Source organism: Candidatus Omnitrophota bacterium (assembly GCA_041650805.1).
Lineage (GTDB): Bacteria > Omnitrophota > Gorgyraeia > 2-01-FULL-45-10 > 2-01-FULL-45-10 > JBAZKM01.
In genome coordinates this window covers 55,548-73,428 of the sequence record JBAZKM010000002.1, presented here as the reverse complement: position 1 = coordinate 73,428, position 17,881 = coordinate 55,548, and the positions used below count along the sequence as shown (strand labels likewise).

The window sequence follows — 17,881 nt, the reverse complement described above, 5'->3', positions numbered from 1 at the left end:
TACAGGAAGGAGAATATGCGCTGGACCGAGGCATTCATACCTACACTTAAAGAAGATCCGCAGGACGCGGAAGTCATAAGCCATAAGCTTATGGTACGGGGCGGTTTCATAAGGAAGCTCATATCGGGGGCTTATTCGTATCTCCCGCTCGGCGTCCGTGTGTTGAACAAAATAGGCGCTGTGATCCGGGAAGAGCTGGACGCAAAAGGGGCGCAGGAGCTTCTGCTCCCGGCCATCCATCCGCCCGAACTATGGAAGACGACAGCGAGGTATGATCTCCTGGGAGACGTCCTGATAAAATTCAAAGACAGGCACGGCAAGGAGCTGGTCCTGGGGCCTACGCATGAAGAGATTGTGACGAACCTGGTCGCCCATAACGCCAAATCCTACAAAGACCTTCCCCTGATCCTTTACCAGATACAGACGAAATTCAGGGATGAGCCGCGTCCGCGTTTCGGTGTAATGCGTACGTCCGAGTTCATAATGAAGGATGCCTACAGTTTTGATCGTGATATCGAAGGTATGGAGAAGAGCTATAAGAAGATGTACGATGCCTATTGCGCCATATTCGAAAGGTGCGGCCTCCCTTATATACCGGTAGAGGCGGATCCCGGGATCATGGGCGGAAATATCTCCCACGAATTTATGGTCCCGTCGGAGGCGGGCGAAGACGAGATAGTAATGTGTCAGAAATGTAAATACGCAGCGAGCACACAGGTAGCGGCATGCAGGCCGAAAACCGAAAACCGAAAACCGAAAACCGAAAAGAAGATGCCGATAACGGAGGTCGAGACGCCGGATATAACTACTATAGAGAAGGTGTCGGAACTTTTAAAAGTCGATACCTCGCGGCTGGTCAAGACGCTCATCTACAAAGCGGACGATAAGACGGTCGCCCTGCTCATCAGGGGGGATCTCGACGCGAACGAAACGAAACTTAAAAATTACCTTAAGTGCGCGGCGCTGGGGCTTGCCGACCAGAAGACCATCGAAGAGACGACCGGTTCACCGGTAGGTTACGCCGGCCCGGTGGGGCTGAAGGGCGTGCGCATAGTCGCGGATGAGAGCGTGAGGAATATGATGAACTTCATTACGGGCGCCAATAAAAAAGACACGCATCTCATAAACGTCAATACAGGACGCGATTTCGAGCTGACGGAATTTGCGGACCTTCGCATGATAAGGGCGGACGACCCGTGCCCGGCCTGCGGTAAAGCCATAGAGATACGCCACTCGATAGAGATCGGACATACCTTCAAGCTCGGGACCAAGTACTCGGATGCAATGGGAGCGAAGTTTTTGGATAAAGACGGCGCCGAAAAACCTATGATCATGGGGTGTTACGGGATAGGGGTCAACCGCATAGCGGCAAGCCTCATAGAGACGAGTAATGACAAAGACGGTATCATATGGCCCCTTTCGATCGCGCCGTATCAGGTATTGATAATCGCGCTCAATATCGACAGTAAGAAAGTCAAAGAGGTGTCGGAAGAGGTATACGCGAAATTGAAGAAGGCCGGTCATGACGTCCTCTTCGACGACAGGAACGAATCGGCCGGCGTGAAGTTCAAGGACGGAGACCTGATAGGGGTACCCCTTAAGATAGTAGTAGGGGAGAGGAATGCGAAGAAGAATGCGGTAGAGCTTAAAGACCGTAAGACGGGAGAGATGAAGGAGCTAAAGCTCGAGGAACTGGAACCCCACCTGAAGGCGCTTATAAAAGGGGGTAGACCTAAGGTCTCTTGTTAAAATATAAAAAAGTTATATATAGGTTATTGACTCTCCCTAAATAGTAGGGTATATTTGAGTTGAGCCAAATAAGGTCCATGAAAAGGACTATTTTTTAGAGGAGTAATTAAATAGTTTTAAAAAGTATTGAGGAGAACTTCAATGAGAGAGGTAATGTTCAAGGAACTGACATCGATCCCCAGCAGGGTGAAGAATATCTCCCTGAAAGAGATCTTCGAGAGGGACGGCGTTGTCGCCCGGACGGAGCGGAGATCTTTTTATTATATAAAGGAGATCACGCGTCTCAGCGAGGCGACAAACTTCAAAAAATGGATGGAGGTGCAGAACCACGGCGGAGAGATACGCAGAAGGCAATTCCATGTGCTTAAAGAACACAATGAAGGTCATGGCCTGGATAAGGTGATATGCAAGATATCCGGCACGTTCTATGCGGTCGCGGATAACAAGATATTCACCATAGCTTTTATGAACTCTTTCAAGGTCAGCTTCACAAGGGTTTCATTACCGAAATAGGACAAAAAAGGAGGGGAGTATGCCTTATACGAGCACGAGGCGGCTTTATGGGATGGCAGGCAGGAAGATGTCGAAGTATATGATGTACAGGAAGGCAAAGAGGATGTACAACGAGATCGCGAGGGATATGGCTGCAGTCGAGGCCAGGTTCACGAGATCGCGTTTAAATCACGCGTAAAGGCGACTATAACCGAAAAAAGAGGTCCTTGCTGGATAATGATAAGGGCCTCTTTTTTATTACCCACCCTCAGCACGGCCCTCCCTTGACAATCTGCCGATTATGTGATAAACTTTAAAAGTTTCCCCATATCTAAAATCCAAAAGGGTGCCATGGAGATATTGAAGAGTATAAACTGGATCGATATTTTAGTCGTAATTATAGTAATGAGAATAAGTTACGTTGCGTTTAGCGAGGGGCTGAGCCACGAGATATTCCCTTTTATAACGGCGCTCGCGAGTGTCATATTCTGCCTCCATTATTATGATAAGATAGGTTCATTTCTTTGTCAGAATTTTCTTAAAATACCGATAGATATATGTAACTTTGTAAGCTTTTTAGCGCTCGCCGTCGGCACAGGATATCTATTCAAGCTGGTAAGGGTCATATTGGATAAGATAATCAAGGTCCAGTGGAACCCGTTGATAGAAAGATCCGGGGGGTTCATCTTCGGCGTGGCAAGGTCTTTTGTGATAGCGAGCCTTGTCCTTATGACCATGGTGCTCCTGCCGTTACCGTATCTCCAATGGTCGATACGCGATAAGTCGCTGACCGGTATGCATATACTGAGGGTTGGGCCGGAGATATATGAAAAGGCGTCACGGCTATTGCCTGCGATCAGGATGGGCGGATCTCCGGTCAGCAAGGAGGCGCTTGTAAAAGCCCTTGCGTCAGACAAGTCGATAGCCCCGGCAGAGACGAGCAAGAAAAAGAAGACGGCTGAGTGGGAGAAGGTGCAGCAGTAACGGAGGGTTCAGCATGAAGTTAGCCGATATATATAAATTCAGCGTCAAGAGAGGCATCGATAAAGACCCCCGGACGCGAAAAGAGATAAACGAAGCGCTTAAGGCGGCCAGGAAAGAGTTCCTGAAGTCAAAGGGGGCCGACAGGCGGGCTTTCGACAGGGAGAGATTATGGAACCCATACGCCGACACAAGGATACTGTACGGCGCGCCCGAAGAGGATATCAAGACCGTAATGGTAGGGATAGACATGGAGGTGGGCGAGATACTTGCGGCTGACCGCCTGAGCGAAAGAGGAGAGGATATAGACCTTGTGATGGCGCACCATCCCGAGGGCGCGGCGTGGGCGGCATTTTACGACGTGATGCATATCCAGGAGGCGGTCTTTAATAAGCTCGGCATACCTATGGATATCGGTAAGAGCATGCTGAAAGACCGCATAGCAGAGGTGCAGAGGGCGGTCTCTCCGGCTAACCATTCCAGGAGCGTTGACGTAGCGCGGCTTTTAGGCATACCGTATATGTGTGTCCATACGCCGGCCGATAATCATGTGACCGATCACCTGCAGAGGATGTTCGATACAAAAAGGCCCGCGAAACTTTCGCATGTGCTCGCCATGCTGAAGGGCATACCGGAATATTTTGACGGCCTTAAGAAGAACGCCGGCCCCAGGATACTGGTCGGAGATCCCGATAAGAAGGCCGGCAAGGTATTTGTGGATATGACGGGCGGCACCGAAGGCCCCAAGCGCATATTCGGCCGTTTGTCCCAGGCCGGGGTCGGGACGATAGTGGCTATGCACCTTAGCGAAGAGCATTTCAAGAACGCAAAGGAAGAGCACATAAATATCGTGATCGCAGGCCACATAGCGAGCGATACGCTGGGATTGAATCTCCTTCTGGACAGCCTTGAGAAGAAGGCGGGCCTCCTTAAGATAATACCCTGTTCCGGGTTCATCAGGGTGAAAAGATAATATACGAAAGGACATCTTGTCAGTGTCTCTCTATGGCGATACCAGATAGCATAATCGATCAGGTGCAGGAGAAGGTTGATATAGTAGAGGTGATCTCCCGGCACATCCCTCTCAAGAAGCTGGGGAGAAATTACAAGGCGTTATGTCCTTTCCACAACGAGAAGACCCCTTCTTTCGTGGTCAGCCCGGATAAGCAGATATATCACTGTTTCGGATGCGGCGCAGGGGGGAACGTCTTTTCGTTCCTGATGAGATACGAGAATATAGAATTTCCCGAAGCGGTGGAGACGCTCGCGTCCAAAGCGGGGATAGCTATCCCGCGTACGGGCGGCCAGAGGAAGGAACTTACGTCCCTTGCGAACCAGCTCTATGCGATAAATGAGCTGGCGTGCCAGTTTTTCAGCGCCTCGCTTACGCAGAACAAGGCCGGGAGAGAGTACCTGGCGTCGCGCGGCATAGGAGAAGAGACGGCCAGGGCCTTCAAGCTCGGGTTGGCCCCGGATTCATGGGACGGCCTTCTCGGTTTCCTGAAGAAGAAGGGGATAAGCGAGATATCGGCTGAAAAGGCCGGACTTGCGATAAAGAACAGCGAAAGAGGGACCTATTACGACAGGTTCAGGAAGAGGGTCATATTCCCGATAAGCGATATCAGGGAGAGGGTCCTGGGGTTCGGCGCCCGTGTGCTTGATGCAAGCCTCCCCAAGTATATAAATTCACCCGAGACGTATATCTATTCCAAGGGTAAGAATCTGTACGGGCTGAATCTCAGTAAAGAACAGATCAAGAGAGAGGGGTATACGCTTATAGTCGAGGGTTACCTCGATTTCATCGTGCCGTATCAGGCCGGGGTGAAGAATATCGTCGCGACTCTCGGGACCGCGCTTACGGTGGACCAGATAAAGCTCCTTAAGCGTTTCGCCGGCACGGTCATAATGGTATACGATCCGGATGAAGCCGGGGAGGCGGCAAGCCTGAGGAACCTCGACCTTTTCATAACCGAGGGCGTCAACGTCTACATAGCAGAGCTGCCCGCCGGTTTTGACCCCGATGGGTATATACGGAAATTCGGCGCCGAGGAGTTTACCGGATTGGTGAAGTCGGCAAAGAACCTTTTTGAATATAAGTTCGATAAACTTAAGGGCAGGGTGGATATCCGGAGCATACAGGGTAAGGCGAAGGTGGTGGGAGAGATGCTCCCTACGATATCGAAGATACAGAACGCCGTTGTGCGGTCCGACCTTGTCAAGAAACTCGCCGAACGGCTTTCGCTGGATGAAGAATCCATAAGGACCGAACTGAAAAAAGTGAAACCCGACTATGCCGAGAGCAGGTATACCGCGGAGATAGCGGGGAACAGCGTTGCCACAGAGGCGACTGCCGAGAAGATGGTGCTGGCGATCCTGCTTGAAGGGGAGAAGATGGTCGGGAGGGCCAAGGAGTCGTTGTCTCCGGATGAATTCAGGGACCAGACCGTAAGGGATTCCGTGAAGGCGGTATTTGACCTGTATGACGAGAAGGGCGCGATCACGCCGGCAAAGGTGATAAGTTATCTGGATAACAGCCCAGCGGCAGCCGCCCTGATATCGGAGGCGGTGAATATTTCGGAAGTCCTCGAAGACAAAGAGAGGACGCTCGCCGATTGCATAGCCAGGATAAAGAGAGACAACATAAAGGAGCGCCTCGGCGCTATTCAGACGGCAATAAAGGCCGCGCATGATCTGAAAGACGAGGAAGGCGTGAGAAAACTCGTCGTGGAATATAACGACCTTGTTAAGATAAGCAGGGGATGATGAAAAAGACCAAGTCAAGAAGGGCTAAGAAGGTGTCCCGAAGGAGCAGGCCCGCCATGAAGAAGAGGCCGCGCGGAAGGATAAGGCAGCTGGCCGCCGCGCCTAAAAAGGAATCGGCCTCTCCGGCGAAGGACCCTGCCCGCGCAAAGAAACGTTTCAAGGAGCTTTCCGAATTGATAGCCCTGGGCAAAGAGAAAGGGCACCTGACGTTCGAGGAGGTAAACAACATCCTGCCCGTGGATATCGTCTCCTCGGAAGAGATAGACGAGATACTGGGGATCCTCGGCGACGAAAATATCAAGCTCGTCGACAACGAGGAGGATGTTGCCAAAGAGAAGCTGCTTGAGGAAGAAGAGGTAGAAGAGAAGAAAGAGGCGGCAAAGGAAGAGACGTCGAAAGTCGTCCAGGTGGACGATCCGGTGAAGATGTACCTCCGGCAGATGGGGCAGATACCGCTCCTGACCAGAAAAGAGGAGATAGAGATAGCCGGGAGGATAAAAGAGGCCGAGGAGAAATACAGGGACGCGGTGATGGAGGTCAAGCTCTCAAAGACCAAGACCCTCGACATACTCAACAGGATACTGAAGAATGAGATCAACATAGAAGAGTTCCTGAACATAGACCCCAGGATAAAGGGGTTGCGCCTGAGGAAGAAGCTTATCAGGGCGGCGGAAGGTCTGCGCAAGGCGAGGAATAAGACCGCGGTCGCGCGTCTGATCAAAGAGACGAACCTGGGGATGCCCGTAATCGATGAGATAGTCAAAAAGATAGAGGAAGACCTCGAGGAATTTTCGAGTATAGATCAGAAGCTGGCGAGATGCCGTAAGAAGAAGAACAGGACCGAGATAACGAGGCTTCTCAAGAGGAAGAGGAAGATAGAGAACGAATTAGGAGAGCCCTTAGCGGATATAAAAGAAAATTTCAAGATAATAAAAGGGAAAGAGACGAAGTTCAACAAGGCGAAGAAAGAGCTCGTGGCCGCGAACCTGCGGCTTGTAGTGAGCATAGCAAAGAAGTATACTAACAGGGGCCTCTCGTTCCTGGACCTTATCCAGGAGGGTAATATAGGCCTCATGAAGGCCGTGGATAAGTTCGAGCATAAGCGCGGTTACAAGTTCTCGACATATGCCACGTGGTGGATACGGCAGGCGATCACCCGTTCGATAGCGGACCAGTCGCGGACTATCCGCATACCGGTCCACATGACGGAGACGATCAACAAGCTGATAAGGATATCGCGGTCTCTGGTGCAGGAGAAGGGGAAAGAGCCGACGCCTGAAGAGATCGCCCATAAGATGAGGATGCCTGTGGATAAGGTGCGCGGCATCCTCAAGATCGCCCAGGAACCGATATCTCTACAGACGCCTATAGGAGACGAAGGGGACACGCACTTCGGGGACTTCATAGAGGATAAGCGAGCCGTATCGCCCGCGAACGCCACGGCATATTCCATGCTGAAAGAGCAGATGGACGACGTCCTGGACACGTTGACCGAGCGCGAGAAGAAGGTGCTGCGGCTCAGGTTCGGCATAGGCGACGGATATCCCAGGACGCTTGAAGAGGTAGGATCGGTCTTCAAGGTCACCAGGGAGCGCGTCCGGCAGATAGAGGCGAAGGCGCTGCGCAAACTCCGTCACCCGACCCGGGCGAGGAGACTGAAGAACTTCCTGGCAATGGGTGCGACAGAATGAACGTCAGGACATTTAAGATAATCCTTGTGATCGTAGGCAGCATCGTGCTTATACGCCTCATGTGGTCTTACATAAACGGTTCGGACGATGCGAAGAGATTTTACAATAAGCTCATCGCTCCGGCGATGAGGCGGTGAATTCAGGTCTTAGGTCGATTACGGGCCCGTAGCTCTCCGCCTTCGCAATCAATGCGGGAACTACGGGGTGCTTCGGCGGATTCGCCGACAGGTTGATGTTTCTCATAGATGTTATTTAGGGCCCGTAGCTCAGTCGGTAGAGCAGGAGACTCATAATCTCTTGGTCCAAGGTTCGAGTCCTTGCGGGCCCACCATAAGTTTTGCTGTATAATACGCACGGCAAAACTATTCCGAAAGGGAAACAATAAATTTTCGAAGAAAATTTAAAAGAGCCCTTTCGGAACACAGAAAAGAGCGGAGTCCGCATTGTTGCTTCGAAAGCACTCTTTTGAATTGTATATTCTCAAGAGAGAATATACAATTCATTATTTCGCTTTCGAAGTGGCAAATTGCTCTGCAATTTGCCTAGGGACGCGTAGCTTAGCTGGTTAGAGCGCTGCGTTCACATCGCAGAGGTCACAGGTTCGAATCCTGTCGCGTCCACCATAAGTTTTGCTGTATAATACGCACGGCAAAACTATTCCGAAGGGGAAACAATAAATTTTCGAAGAAAATTTAAAAGAGCCCTTTCGGAATAAGGAAATATAGGAAGAGTAGGATTCGAAGTGGCAAATTTCAGAGAAATTTGCCTAAGAGTCCTTTCGGCACAGAAATGAGGTTAACTTGAGATTCTTTTATCTATGGCTGTTATAAACCTTGAAGAACAGATGAAACTGCTGGTGGAGTTGCAGGCGCTCGATACGCAGATATTGAAAATGGAGCGGGAGCTTGCGTCCATACCGGACGAAATAAGAAATATGGACGAAGAGTTCAAGGGCAAGATGGATACGCTGAAGGCCCTGGAGGATGGGCTGAAGACGCTCCAGCTTAAGAGGAAAGAGAAAGAGGTCGAGCTTGAGACGAAGGAAGGGAGCATAAAGAAGCTGCAGATACAGCTATATCAGCTAAAGACGAACAAAGAGTACACCGCCATGGAACAGGAGATCGGCAGGATCAAGGCCGATAATTCTCTCATCGAAGAAGATATAATAAAGATATTCGACCAGGTCGATGCCGAGCAGAAGAAGATCGCGAAAGAGAAAGAGGTCATCAAGGCGGAAGAGGCCGTAAACAACGAAAAGAAGAAGAGGCGCCAGGAAGAGGCGAAGGTCATAGGGGCGGAGACGGAGAAGCTTAAGGCCGGGCGGGCGGTCCTCTCGTCAAAGGTCGATAAGGTCATACTGGACAAGTACGAAAAGATAATAAAGAGCAAAGACGGCCTGGCCGTGGTGCCGGTCGCTCACGATACGTGTCAGGGATGTTTCAGGGTGCTCCCGCCGCAGGTGATCAACGAGATCAGGATGAAGCGCGACCTTATCCTGTGTGACAATTGCGCCCGTATATTGTACAGCGAGGAGTGATATAACCACATATGAGCGGAAAATTTTCGATGTATATAGACGGGGCGAGCAGGGGGAACCCCGGACCGGCCGGGATAGGCGTGGTGATATTTGACGGCAGGAAGAAGAAGGTAAAAGAGGTGTACAAATATATCGGCGAGACGACCAATAACGTCGCCGAATACAACGCCCTCATAGCGGGGCTGGAAGAGATGGCCAACCTGTCCGCCTCGGAGGTCACGATAAATATGGACAGCGAGCTTGTGGCCCGTCAGCTGAGCGGAGAGTATAAGGTCAAAGACGCCGTGATGCGGTCGCTGTTCGAGAGGGCGGTGTCTATCCTGAAGACATTCAAGAGCTTTGAAGTAAAACATATCGAGCGCGCGAAGAATAAGGATGCCGATAAGCTTGCCAATAAGGCGATAAACTTATCGAGCCTCTTTTGATATATCTAAGCAGGCCGGGTGATCGCCTCGCCATCTAAATATGGCGGGGAGGAAAGTCCGGGCTCCGAATCCTACTTCGCATTCAACCCGAAAGGGACAGGATGCTTCGTAGGACCCGCCGAAGCCAATCTTCTGTGAATAACAGAAGCTGGCGAAGGCGGGGAGCAGCGTAACGGTTAACGGCCGTCCGCCGCAAGGCGAGGATCTAGAGCCACAGAGACGAGTCAAATTTGCTTTTGCAAATTTGGGTGAAACGAGGCAATCTCTACGCGGAGCAAGACCAAATAGGGTCAGAATCAGGAATTGCTCGTTCCTATCCTTCATGGGATGTCTGACCGGGTAAGGTCGCTTGATCCCGCAAGTAATTGCGGGGCTAGATAGATGACCGCCTCGTTCCGCCGCAAGGCGGGATAGGACAGAACCCGGCTTATAGGCCTGCTTAGGTAAGAGGGGCAGCACTAACGTGCTGCCCCTCTTTCGTCTTCCAGGATACCGACTTTCTTAAACTATTGACAAAGTGGGGGGTGTAGTGTATACTTTATAGCACAAAGTGGTTTAAAGTGGTTTAAAAGGGAGGAACGTCAAGATGTTCTATGGGGAGTTTGAACATACCATAGATAAGAAGGGAAGGATCATAATACCTTCCAAGTTCCGCGAATCCTTTAAAGAATATGATATAGAGAAATTCTATATTACAAGAGGATTGGATAAATGCCTTTTTCTATTTACAGAGACAGAATGGAAGACGCAGGAATCAAAGTTCAAATCCGTCTCATTCACCAAATCGGAAGCGAGGAAATTCAACCGGCTCTACTTCTCCGGCGCGTCTCAGATCGAGTACGACCGGCAGGGGAGGATGCTTCTTCCGAAGTATCTTAAGGACTACGCGGAGATCAAGCGGGACGTCGTCTTCATCGGCGTCTCGAACAGGATAGAGATCTGGGCCAGGGAGGCATGGCAGGAGTACTACCGTAATTCGAAAGGATCGTTCGAAGAGATCGCGGAAAGGCTGATGGCGCAGGAAGAGTAGGTCCGGCGCGAAACGGCGTAAGGAGGTGAGAAGATATGGGTGCGCGATACGGAAAGTCCGGCAAGAAGGTAACGGTGTACACAGCAAATATAGATACTTTTATAGAGCGACTCAGAAAGGTGCGGGCCCTTAATTGCGAACCGTCTGATGTCGGCATGGACAATTATATGTTCAAGAGATTTACGTGCAGCAAGCTGAACATAGCGACAAAATAATAATGGTATTCGGAGCCAGCAAGACGTGCATCAACCGGTAATGCTTGAAGAAGTCATCAGTTCTTTGAATCTTAAAGAGGGGAAGACGATAGTTGACGCGACCGTTGGCGGAGGGGGGCACGCCAGGGAGATCCTCGGCAGGATAACGCCGGGCGGACGGCTTATCGGCCTCGATGCCGATGAGGCGGCCCTGGAAAAGACGCGGGCCGTCCTGAAGGATTTCGAAGGTTCCTTCACTCTGCTTCACGATAATTTCAGGCACCTCGACAGCGGCCTTTCGAAAGAAGGCGTAAAAAAAGTGGACGGGATCATCTTCGACTGCGGGATATCTTCCTATCAGATAGAAGAAGGGGACAGGGGGTTCAGCATAAAGTACGAGGCGCGCCTGGACATGAGGATGGATAAACGTCTTACGCTTACAGCATTCGATATCGTGAATAAGTTTAAAGAAGATAAATTATCTGATATAATAAAAAAATTTGGCGAGGAGAGGTTCCACAGAAAGATAGCCGGCCGCATAGCGGAGGCCAGGGTGAAAAAGCCTATCGAGACGACATACGAACTGGCGTCCCTTATACGGAGGACGGTCGGTTTCAGGGGCGGCAGGATAGACCCGGCCACGCGTACATTCCAGGCTCTCCGGATAGCGGTCAATGACGAGCTGGGGGCGCTCGAAGAAGGCGTCAAACAGGCGGTATCGTGGCTTAAGGCGGGTGGGAGGATATGCGTGATCTCCTTCCATTCCCTGGAAGACCGGATAGTGAAGCACCTCTTCAAGGGGTATTCGGCGCTTGGTATAGTCCGTATCATCACGAAGAAGCCGATGAGGCCCTCGCCGCTGGAAGTCATGATGAACCCGCGCTCAAGGAGCGCCAAGCTCAGGGTTGCAGAAAGGGTGGAGTGAAGTGAACTCAAGATTTATCAAATATATGGTATCTATAATGGTGGTCACCCTGGTGGCGCTTGTATATGTCCACCAGCAGGTGGAGCTTCTGAAGCTGAGCTATGCGATAGACGGCAAAGAGAAGCGTCTCGAGGATATGCTTGACCGCACAAGCGGGTTAGAATATAATATAAACGACCTGGAGGCGCCTTCACGGCTTGAGAAGACCCTCCTGTCGCATAAGGTAGACATAACGTTCCCCAGGCGGAGCCAGGTGGTGAAGGTGACCAGCCTCACGCCCCAGGCCCAGAAGTTGACGCTTAAACAGGGCGGCACCGAGAAGAGGGGAAATTTATTAGGCATTTTCGAATTTCTTGGCTTAAGGGCAGAGGCTCAGGCCAGGGAAAGATAGAACCCGGATTTTACTCACCTAGTTCGTAAGGATGTTATAACTTCGTGCACAGTGGAACCGTTAGAGCACGCCAGGTAGTTGTCTTTCTTTTTTTTCTCCTATCCCTTACTTTCCTTCTCGGCCGTCTATTTTACCTCCAGGCGATCAGGCACGGCTTCTTTGTCGAGATAGCGAAAGAACAGCATACCGTATCCATAGAGATCCCTCCCAGGCGGGGCACCATATTCGACCGCAATATGCGCGTCCTTGCCGTCAACCTGAACGTAGATTCCGTATATGCAAATTCCAGGGAAGTGACAAATAAGCGGAAGACGGCAAAAGCGCTTTCATCTATACTTAACCTGAAAGAGAGCTTCGTCATGGGAAGGCTTTCGCGGGACAAGTCGTTCGTCTGGATAAAACGCAAGATCACCCCCATGGAATCGTATAAGATAAAGAAGCTGAAATTTAAAGGCATAGGGTTGATCAAGGAATCGAAGAGGTTCTATCCCAACAGGGACCTCGCCAGCCACGTGATAGGGGTATCCGATGTCGATAACAGGGGCCTGGAAGGGGCCGAACTATTTTATAACGGCTACCTTCAGGGCCGGCCCGGATGGCTGACCTCTACCCAGGACGCCCGCCGCAAGTTGTTAAAATCTTATCAGGATGAATTCATACCCCCCAGGAACGGCTTCAGCCTGGTGCTCACTATAGATGAAGTGATCCAGCATATAGCCGAAAGAGAGCTTTACAGGATGTATGATAAGTATAATGCGCGCTCGGCTTCCATAATCGTGATGAGCCCCAGGACGGGCGACATACTGGCGCTCGCCAATTTTCCCAACTTTGACCTGAACAATCCTTCAAAGAGGCAGGCCGACGCCGTAAGGAACAGGGCGATAAACGATTTCTTCGAACCGGGTAGCGTATTCAAGATAGTGACCGCCGCCGCGGCGCTGGAAGAGAAGGCCGTCAATCTCAATGACAAGTTTTACTGTGAGAACGGCGAATACAAAATAGGCAGGCGCATACTGCACGACCACCGTCCGCACGGCATACTTACATTCAAAGAAGTGATCGAGAAGTCGAGCAATATAGGCACGGTGAAGGTGGCCGGCCGTTTTGGCCGGGAGCGCATGTATAAGTATATGAAGCTGTTCGGATTTTATGAGAAGACGGGCATAGGCCTGCCCGGCGAGGTAGTGGGCATGAACAGGCCGCTTTCAAAATGGTCCGGGGTCAGCATGTTCGCGATACCCATGGGCCAGGAGGTGACGACGACCGCCATCCAGCTGGCCTGCGCCATTTCGGTCATAGCCGATAACGGTTTTCTGGTAAGGCCGAGGATAGTGAAAGAGATACTCGACGAACAGGGACACTCCATAAAGGAGTTCCCGTCCAGGGTGGTGAGGAAGGTGATATCGCCTGTGACTGCCGCAAAGGTGAGAGGCATATTGATGGGCGTCGTCGAGAGCGGGACCGGCAAGAAGGCGAAGATAGAGGATTACACGGCCGGCGGTAAGACAGGGACGGCCCAGAAGGTGGAACCCGGCGGCATCTATTCGCATGACCGTTTTATAGCATCGTTCATCGGCTTCGCGCCCGTTGATAATCCGGTCCTGGCAGTAGTGGTCTGCATCGATGAGCCGCGGCCCGTATACTACGGCGGGGACGTCGCCGCGCCGGTCTTCAGGAACGTCGTGGACGAGTCCTTGAAGTATCTGAATAACAAGAGCGGCAGCGCTTCGCTCATATAGGGATGGCGTGATGGTCTACCTGAAAGATCTGTTAAGGGGCATAAAGGCAAGTGTGCCAGATGCCGCTTATGGGTTGAAGATAAATAATGTCACCAGCGATTCGAGGATGGTCCGCAAAAGGGGCCTCTTCATAGCGGTCAGGGGTCACTCGGTCGACGGCAACAAGTTCATAGGCAAGGCAGCGGCGAACGGAGCAGTCGCGGTGATGTCGGATAGGCCGTTTAAAGCGCCCAGAGGCGTGGCTAAGATAACCGTCAGAGATATCCGTAAGGCCCTGCCGGTAGTTGCAGGGAATTTTTACAGGGACCCGTCGAAACGGCTTGTAACGACAGGGGTGACAGGTACCAACGGCAAGACGACGATAACGTACCTGATCGAAAATATACTGAAGATGTCGGGGAGGGTGCCCGGTATAATAGGTACGATAAATTACAGGTTTGGCGATACCGTGATACCGGCGGCCAATACGACACCGGGTCCTATGGAGCTTCAGTCGATACTATGCCGCATGCTGGAGGCGGGATGCACCGATGCGGTCATGGAGGTCTCGAGCCACGCGCTGGACCAGCGCAGGGCCGATAATGTGTGGCTTGACGCGGCCATATTCACCAACATAACCGGAGAGCACCTCGATTATCATAAGACGATAAAGAGATATTTAAGGGCGAAGGCCGGGATATTCGACCATCTTAAGGAAGGCGGCACCGCTATATTGAATAACGATGACCGCAGGGTGGCGGGCCTGCGGAAGAAGACAGGTGGGAAGACGATGACATACGGCATAGACAAGAGATCGTCCGTATCCGCCCGCGGCATACGCCTCTCTCTCAACGGATCGCGGTTCGTCCTCGTTACGCCGGACGGCTCACGGGAGATCGCGACAGGGCTTATCGGGAAGTATAACATATCCAATATACTTGCGGCCTCAGCCGCATCGATCGCCTGCGGTATACCTCTCGACGCTATAAAGAAAGGCATCGAGTCGTTCTCCTCTGTGCCGGGACGCCTTGAGCCGGTGGATGCGGGCCAGCCGTTCAGGGTATTCGTCGACTTCGCGCACACCGAAGACGCGCTATATAATGTATTGAGCGTCCTGAAAGGGCTTGCCCCGCGCCGTATCATAACGGTCTTCGGGTGCGGCGGCAACAGGGACAGGAATAAGCGGCCCGGTATGGGAGCGGTGGCATGCAGGTTTTCCGACAGTGTAGTACTTACGTCCGATAACCCGCGGTTCGAGAGACCGCGGGAGATAATCGGGGAGATAGAGACGGGCATACGGGGTAAATTCTCGAATTACGTCGTAGTGGAAGAGAGGCGCGGAGCCATAAGGCGGGCCCTGGGCATGGCCTCAAAAGACGATATCGTAGTGATAGCGGGCAAGGGCCATGAGAGATACCAGATAATACGCGACAAGACGATGCCTTTTGACGACCGCAAGGTCGCGAGATCGGTCTTATTGAATAGAGGATAAGGCGTGAAAGTAGAAGAGATGGTAAGGGTTACGGCGGGTGAGCTCCTGTCCGGCAGGATGAATGATATCGTAGAGCCGTCGAAGATATCGACCGATTCCAGGACGATCCCGGAAGGGGGCTTCTTCCTGGCCATCAAGGGAACGTCTTTTGACGGCGATCTCTTTGCGAAGGATGCCCTCAAAAGAGGCGCCAGGGGCGTCATGGTATCGTCATGGAGAGGGAAATTGCCCGGGGGTAAGGCCATAATAATAAAGGTGCGCGACACCATAAAGGCGTTCCATGATATAGCAGGGCACCACAGGGCTAAGTTTGCCATCCCGGTGATAGCCGTTACGGGGAGCAACGGTAAGACGACGGTGAAAGAGATGATAGCAAAAGTCCTTTCGGCGAAATATGATGTATTAAAGAACGAAGGGACGAAGAATAATCACATAGGCGTCCCGCAGACGCTCCTCAGACTGAAGAGCCGTCACGAGGTATGCGTGCTCGAGATGGGTATGAACCATAAAGGGGAGATAAGGTCATTGGGGAAGATGGCCCGGCCCGGCGTTTCCGTAATAACGAATATAGGGCCTTCTCACCTGGAGTTTTTGGGAGGACTGGAGGACGTCTTCCGCGCAAAAACGGAGGTATTCGAATCCATGACCCCGGGCGGGAAGGGCGTAGTTAACGGTGACGACCGGTTCCTGAGGGCCCTTAAGGTGCGCGGCGTCGATATGATAAGATTCGGGCTCGGCAGGAAGAACGATTTCAGGGCCGGGGAGATATCTTCGGATGCGGGCTTTATCAGGTTCGTCCTGAACGGCAAAAAAAGGTTTGCATTGAGACTGGCCGGGCTTCATAATGTATACAACGCGCTTGCGGCGATATCCGTTGGTTCGATACTGGGCGTATCTTATGAAAATATGAAGAGGGCCCTCTATCTTTACAGGCCCCCGGCGATGCGGCTCAATATAAGACGCCTGCCGGGCGGGCTGACGGTCATGAACGACGCCTATAATTCAAATCCCCTGTCGATGGAATGCGCGCTTAAGGTATTGCGGGATAGTCCGGCAAACGGGAGATGGGTCGTCTGCGGAGATATGCTGGAACTGGGCGCGCGCGCCGGGTATTTCCATGAAGCGCTTGGGCGGCGTATAGCGGAACTGAACTTCTCCGGGGTGTTCACTTTCGGCCGCTTATCAAAACGTGTAGCGGAAGCGGCGATGGCCTGCGGCATGACGAAAGAGATGTGCCGGCACTTCAAGACGCACGGCGAGCTTTCACGGGCATTAAGGAGAGTTGTAGGAGTAGGGGACGCAATCCTGGTAAAGGGGTCGCGCGGAATGAGGATGGAGGAAGTCGTAAAAGGGCTCACGGCTCAAAGCTCATAGCTCAAAGCTCAAGAGAAGGATCTTATGCTCTATTATCTGTTATATCCTCTAAGGGATGCGTGGTTCGGGTTCAACGTATTCAAGTATATAACCTTCCGCGCCGCCATGGCGAGCTTGACCGCATTTTTGATATCCCTAATAATAGGCCCCGCGGTGATACGGTTCCTTAAAAGATTGAGTTTTGGAGAGAATATACGCAGGGAGTACGTCGAATCCCTTTATAACATCAACAAACATAAACAGGGGACGCCTACGATGGGCGGTATACTGATAGTCTTCTCCATAACCCTGTCGACGCTCCTGTGGTCGGATGTCAGTAACGGCTATGTGCTGGTGACCGTCGGCTCATTCCTGCTACTGGCCGGGATAGGATTCATCGATGACCGCACAAAGGTCCTGAAGAAGAGGAACCTCGGTCTCACGGCAGGCCGGAAGTTCTTATATCAGGCGCTTGTCGGTTTCCTCGTGGCGCTATTCGTAATGGTCTATACGCCGATACCCAGGATCGTCAGCGTGCCGTTCTTCAAGGACCTCGTCATAAACCTGGGGATATTCTATATCCTTTTCGTCATACTCGTCCTTACGAGTTCGACGAATGCGGTGAATCTCACCGATGGCCTGGACGGGCTGGCGATAGGGTGCACTATAATAGTCGCCCTCACATATTCGATACTCAGTTACGTCACCGGCCACCACAGGTTTGCCGACTACCTTAATATATTCTATCTGCAGGGGGCGGGTGAGCTGGCGGTATTCTGCGCTTCTATGGTAGGCGCCGGGCTCGGGTTCCTGTGGTTCAATTCTCATCCGGCAAACGTATTTATGGGGGATATGGGGTCTCTTTCCCTGGGAGGGGCCATAGGCGTCGTGGCGGTATTGATAAAAAAGGAATTGCTGCTCTTCATAGTGGGCGGGATATTCGTGATGGAGGCGTTTTCGGTGGTGCTACAGGTGATATGGTTCAAATTGACCGGGAAGCGGCTCTTTCTCATGTCGCCTATACATCATCACTTCCAACTCCTGGGATGGCCTGAGTCGAAGATAACGATACGGTTCTGGATAATCGCGATCGTGCTCGCGCTGCTCAGCTTAGCGACGCTCAAGTTACAGTAAAAATTT

At 51.7% G+C, this 17,881-nt stretch carries 18 protein-coding genes, 2 tRNA genes and 1 other RNA gene; all 21 read left to right on the top strand.

Features of this window, described 5'->3' with window-relative positions:
- The first annotated feature begins 15 nt into the window (after positions 1-15).
- The 21 genes from WC515_01870 to mraY all read left to right on the top strand — a co-directional run bounded on the left by WC515_01870 (position 16) and on the right by mraY (position 17,875).
- Positions 16-1,749 carry a proline--tRNA ligase gene (locus tag WC515_01870; GenBank protein MFA5146112.1) on the top strand — a complete coding sequence of 578 codons (1,734 nt, stop codon included), beginning with the start codon at positions 16-18 and terminating at the stop codon, positions 1,747-1,749.
- A 141-nt stretch (positions 1,750-1,890) separates the two neighbouring features.
- Positions 1,891-2,262, top strand: a complete 372-nt coding sequence (locus WC515_01865) for a hypothetical protein (protein MFA5146111.1) — start codon at positions 1,891-1,893, stop codon at positions 2,260-2,262.
- Between the two features lie 19 nt (positions 2,263-2,281).
- Complete coding sequence (locus tag WC515_01860) at positions 2,282-2,440, top strand: hypothetical protein (GenBank protein MFA5146110.1); 159 nt, start codon at positions 2,282-2,284, stop codon at positions 2,438-2,440.
- Between the two features lie 152 nt (positions 2,441-2,592).
- Positions 2,593-3,225, top strand: coding sequence for a CvpA family protein (locus WC515_01855; GenBank protein MFA5146109.1), 633 nt, complete (start codon positions 2,593-2,595; stop codon positions 3,223-3,225).
- Positions 3,226-3,238: 13 nt separating this feature from the next.
- Complete coding sequence (locus WC515_01850; protein ID MFA5146108.1) at positions 3,239-4,195, top strand: NGG1p interacting factor NIF3; 957 nt, start codon at positions 3,239-3,241, stop codon at positions 4,193-4,195.
- A 32-nt stretch (positions 4,196-4,227) separates the two neighbouring features.
- A complete protein-coding gene (gene dnaG / locus WC515_01845; protein ID MFA5146107.1) occupies positions 4,228-5,985 on the top strand; it encodes a DNA primase in 1,758 nt (585 codons plus the stop codon).
- Positions 5,982-7,676 (top strand): RNA polymerase sigma factor RpoD, encoded by a 1,695-nt coding sequence (rpoD, locus tag WC515_01840; protein MFA5146106.1) that lies wholly within the window; start codon positions 5,982-5,984, stop codon positions 7,674-7,676. Before dnaG ends, rpoD begins: the two co-directional genes overlap by 4 nt.
- On the top strand, positions 7,673-7,813 hold the full coding sequence (locus tag WC515_01835; protein MFA5146105.1) for a hypothetical protein: 141 nt from the start codon (positions 7,673-7,675) through the stop codon (positions 7,811-7,813). Before rpoD ends, WC515_01835 begins: the two co-directional genes overlap by 4 nt.
- Positions 7,814-7,931: 118 nt before the next feature.
- Positions 7,932-8,007: transfer RNA gene (locus WC515_01830), tRNA-Ile, on the top strand.
- 215 nt (positions 8,008-8,222) lie between these two features.
- Positions 8,223-8,299 (top strand) — tRNA-Val (locus WC515_01825).
- Between the two features lie 194 nt (positions 8,300-8,493).
- Complete coding sequence (locus WC515_01820) at positions 8,494-9,213, top strand: C4-type zinc ribbon domain-containing protein (GenBank protein MFA5146104.1); 720 nt, start codon at positions 8,494-8,496, stop codon at positions 9,211-9,213.
- An 11-nt stretch (positions 9,214-9,224) separates the two neighbouring features.
- On the top strand, positions 9,225-9,638 hold the full coding sequence (locus tag WC515_01815; GenBank protein MFA5146103.1) for a ribonuclease HI family protein: 414 nt from the start codon (positions 9,225-9,227) through the stop codon (positions 9,636-9,638).
- A gap of 6 nt (positions 9,639-9,644) precedes the next feature.
- Positions 9,645-10,084, top strand: an RNA gene (rnpB, locus tag WC515_01810) — RNase P RNA component class A.
- A 140-nt stretch (positions 10,085-10,224) separates the two neighbouring features.
- A complete protein-coding gene (gene mraZ / locus WC515_01805) occupies positions 10,225-10,668 on the top strand; it encodes a division/cell wall cluster transcriptional repressor MraZ (protein MFA5146102.1) in 444 nt (147 codons plus the stop codon).
- Positions 10,669-10,703: 35 nt separating this feature from the next.
- Positions 10,704-10,883: a hypothetical protein gene (locus WC515_01800; protein MFA5146101.1), complete on the top strand. Its 180-nt coding sequence runs from the start codon at positions 10,704-10,706 to the stop codon at positions 10,881-10,883.
- A gap of 25 nt (positions 10,884-10,908) precedes the next feature.
- The gene (rsmH, locus tag WC515_01795; GenBank protein MFA5146100.1) at positions 10,909-11,787 is read left to right on the top strand and encodes a 16S rRNA (cytosine(1402)-N(4))-methyltransferase RsmH; all 879 of its coding nucleotides are present in this window, start codon (positions 10,909-10,911) and stop codon (positions 11,785-11,787) included.
- A gap of 25 nt (positions 11,788-11,812) precedes the next feature.
- Positions 11,813-12,178 (top strand): hypothetical protein, encoded by a 366-nt coding sequence (locus tag WC515_01790; protein MFA5146099.1) that lies wholly within the window; start codon positions 11,813-11,815, stop codon positions 12,176-12,178.
- A 44-nt stretch (positions 12,179-12,222) separates the two neighbouring features.
- The gene (locus WC515_01785) at positions 12,223-13,917 is read left to right on the top strand and encodes a penicillin-binding transpeptidase domain-containing protein (GenBank protein ID MFA5146098.1); all 1,695 of its coding nucleotides are present in this window, start codon (positions 12,223-12,225) and stop codon (positions 13,915-13,917) included.
- A gap of 10 nt (positions 13,918-13,927) precedes the next feature.
- Entirely contained in the window at positions 13,928-15,388 is a 1,461-nt protein-coding gene (locus WC515_01780; GenBank protein MFA5146097.1) for a UDP-N-acetylmuramoyl-L-alanyl-D-glutamate--2,6-diaminopimelate ligase, read from the top strand.
- Positions 15,389-15,391: 3 nt separating this feature from the next.
- Positions 15,392-16,762 carry a UDP-N-acetylmuramoyl-tripeptide--D-alanyl-D-alanine ligase gene (gene murF / locus WC515_01775; GenBank protein MFA5146096.1) on the top strand — a complete coding sequence of 457 codons (1,371 nt, stop codon included), beginning with the start codon at positions 15,392-15,394 and terminating at the stop codon, positions 16,760-16,762.
- Positions 16,763-16,786: 24 nt separating this feature from the next.
- Complete coding sequence (gene mraY / locus WC515_01770) at positions 16,787-17,875, top strand: phospho-N-acetylmuramoyl-pentapeptide-transferase (GenBank protein MFA5146095.1); 1,089 nt, start codon at positions 16,787-16,789, stop codon at positions 17,873-17,875.
- The last annotated feature ends 6 nt before the right edge of the window (positions 17,876-17,881 follow it).

Excerpts from the sequence above, each read along its gene's own strand:
- WC515_01870 (MFA5146112.1), top strand. The coding sequence starts at position 16 with ATGCGCTGGACCGAGGCATTCATACCTACACTTAAAGAAGATCCGCAG.
- WC515_01865 (MFA5146111.1), top strand. The coding sequence starts at position 1,891 with ATGAGAGAGGTAATGTTCAAGGAACTGACATCGATCCCCAGCAGGGTG.
- WC515_01860 (MFA5146110.1), top strand. The coding sequence starts at position 2,282 with ATGCCTTATACGAGCACGAGGCGGCTTTATGGGATGGCAGGCAGGAAG.
- WC515_01855 (MFA5146109.1), top strand. The coding sequence starts at position 2,593 with ATGGAGATATTGAAGAGTATAAACTGGATCGATATTTTAGTCGTAATT.
- WC515_01850 (MFA5146108.1), top strand. The coding sequence starts at position 3,239 with ATGAAGTTAGCCGATATATATAAATTCAGCGTCAAGAGAGGCATCGAT.
- dnaG (MFA5146107.1), top strand. The coding sequence starts at position 4,228 with ATGGCGATACCAGATAGCATAATCGATCAGGTGCAGGAGAAGGTTGAT.
- rpoD (MFA5146106.1), top strand. The coding sequence starts at position 5,982 with ATGATGAAAAAGACCAAGTCAAGAAGGGCTAAGAAGGTGTCCCGAAGG.
- WC515_01835 (MFA5146105.1), top strand. The coding sequence starts at position 7,673 with ATGAACGTCAGGACATTTAAGATAATCCTTGTGATCGTAGGCAGCATC.
- WC515_01820 (MFA5146104.1), top strand. The coding sequence starts at position 8,494 with ATGGCTGTTATAAACCTTGAAGAACAGATGAAACTGCTGGTGGAGTTG.
- WC515_01815 (MFA5146103.1), top strand. The coding sequence starts at position 9,225 with ATGAGCGGAAAATTTTCGATGTATATAGACGGGGCGAGCAGGGGGAAC.
- mraZ (MFA5146102.1), top strand. The coding sequence starts at position 10,225 with ATGTTCTATGGGGAGTTTGAACATACCATAGATAAGAAGGGAAGGATC.
- WC515_01800 (MFA5146101.1), top strand. The coding sequence starts at position 10,704 with ATGGGTGCGCGATACGGAAAGTCCGGCAAGAAGGTAACGGTGTACACA.
- WC515_01790 (MFA5146099.1), top strand. The coding sequence starts at position 11,813 with ATGGTATCTATAATGGTGGTCACCCTGGTGGCGCTTGTATATGTCCAC.
- WC515_01780 (MFA5146097.1), top strand. The coding sequence starts at position 13,928 with ATGGTCTACCTGAAAGATCTGTTAAGGGGCATAAAGGCAAGTGTGCCA.
- mraY (MFA5146095.1), top strand. The coding sequence starts at position 16,787 with ATGCTCTATTATCTGTTATATCCTCTAAGGGATGCGTGGTTCGGGTTC.